The 2,229-nt window shown below is 38.6% G+C and carries 1 protein-coding gene; it reads right to left on the bottom strand.

Annotated features, from left to right (window positions below; all coding sequences use genetic code 11):
• On the bottom strand, positions 1 to 2,229 hold a 2,229-nt coding region (locus HMPREF2571_RS10605; protein ID WP_305367033.1), incomplete at both ends, for an SspB-related isopeptide-forming adhesin.

The following is a 2,229-nucleotide window of genomic DNA, read 5'->3' as shown; positions in this document are numbered from 1 at the left end:
TCACCTGCAGTCAACTCACGTCCTTCAAGTCGTTTAGTATAGTTGAACTCGAGTGGAACTGGAACGTTGTTTTCACGTGTTTGAGTTGGCTTTTCAGGAGTTGTAACTTTCTTATTGAATGGGTTGTATTGGTGAATTGTTTGGTTGGCTGTATTTTCAATATCTACACCGTCGTTAGCATCAATGTCTTTAACAACAGCTGGGATATCAAATTTATAGTAACGACCAAACTCAAATTTAGTTGTATCGATGACTGGAGTAGCATCTGTTGCACTAATAGCTTTAGTCAAGCTTGCTTTAGATGTACCGTAGAGAACACCATTTTCAACCTTGATGTCGAACTTATCAGTAACATCAGCACCAGTGATACCATCGTAAACCTTGATATCAGCAGCGTTGATGTCAAGCTTATCTTCTTCGTAGTTATCTGTGATACCAACTGTTTGAAGATTGCTTTCTGCTGTGAAGTCACGAGTATCAAGCCATACTTGATAGTAGATCTTTTGACCACGTTTGAGGGTCTTACCATTCAAGTTTTGGATTTCAACTTTATCAGCTGAATCGTCGTCATCAGCAAGTTTGTTGCCAATGATGTCGAAGCTTGGTTCTGAAACAACGTATTTCTCTGGTTTGAAGTTAGGAGTTACGTTGTTATCGAAAATTCTGTCGTCTGATTCATAAGAATTTCCACCAACTGTAGCATAAGAGATAACTGTTGATAATTGATTACCTGCTGAAGGTTGAATAACTTTAACAGTAACGTTGACTTTCATATTGTCATAAGTAACTGTTGTATCAGTTCCTTTAACTTCTTCTACAGTGTAGTTAAAGGTCTTACCAAGATCGTCTCTTCCATAATTAATAGTAGAGAAAGTTACTTTGCCTTTAGCATCATTCTGAACAGTTTCAAGAACTTTTCCTGCTTCGTCTTTCAAGACAAAGTTAAATTCCTTATCTTTCAATTGACGACCATTAAGTGTCTTACCGAAGATTAACTGAATAGCCATTGGAACATTGTTGACACGCTTTTCAGTTGGTTTCTCTGGTTTTTCGGTCTTCTTAGTAGTTGGGTTGTAGTAGTTAACTACTTGAGCTGCTGTATTTTCAATTTCAGCACCATCGTAAGCACCGTCAGAAACTTTAGCTGGGATGACAAACTTGTAGTAACGTCCAAATTCGAACTTAGTAGTATCGATGATTTGAGTGTTTTCTGCATCGCCAAGTGACTTAGTGAAGCCATCTTTAAGGTTAGCTGTGATTACACCATTAGCAATTGAGATGTTGAATTTATCAGTAACATCTTTACCAGTCTTACCATCGTAAGCCTTGATATCAGATACCTTAACATCCAATTTAGCTTCATCATAGTTGTCAGTAATACCAACAGTTTGGATGTTATCCTTATTGTTTGCATCAAATTTAGTTGTATCAAGCCATACTTGGTAGTTAATAGTTTCGCCACGTTTCACGGCTTTCGTATTGATGTTTTCTGCTTCGTTGTTATCAGCTTTATCAGCGTATGGGTTCGCATTTGTGTCTGCGTACTTATCTGTCAACTCTGCATCATCATCAAGAAGCTTAGTACCAGTGATATCAAACTTACCGTTACCATCGCTAAGAACATATTTCTCTGGTTGGAACTTAGGTTCTTCTGGAGGAGTCACACGGTTGTTAAATTCTTTGTCCGCAATTGCACCTACAGTCGCGATAAGAACTTTAGCTGTTCCATCGTGTTTAACTGTAACTGTTACATTCGCTTTCATTGTGTCGTATGTAACGGTTGCGTCTGTGCCTTTAACTTCTTCTACTGTGTAGTTGTGTACGCCTTCTTGGCCTTTCTTGAATTCAAGAGCTTTGAACTTAACGTTACCAGCCGCATCGTTCTTCACAGTTTCAAGAGTTTTACCTGTTGAATCTTTAAGAACAAAGCTGAATTCGTTAGCTTTAAGCTCACGACCTTCCAAACGTTTAGTGAAGTTGAATTCCACTTCAACTGGAACGTTGTTTACACGTTTTTCAGTTGGTTTAGATGGTTTTTCAACTTTCTTAGTAGTTGGGTTGTAGTAGTTTACTACTTGAGCCGCAGTGTTTTCGATGTCTACACCACCTGCAACATCAGCTTTCACTGTTGTTGGGATGTCGAACTTGTAGTAACGTCCAAAGGCGAATTTAGTTGTATCGATAACTTGAGTGTTTTCTGCGTCGCCAAGTGACTTAGTGAAGCCAGCT

The organism is Streptococcus sp. HMSC068F04 (assembly GCF_001837455.1).
Lineage (GTDB): Bacteria > Bacillota > Bacilli > Lactobacillales > Streptococcaceae > Streptococcus > Streptococcus salivarius_D.
The sequence above is the reverse complement of the archived record's forward strand: the minus strand, read 5'-3'. Positions and strand labels throughout refer to the sequence as shown.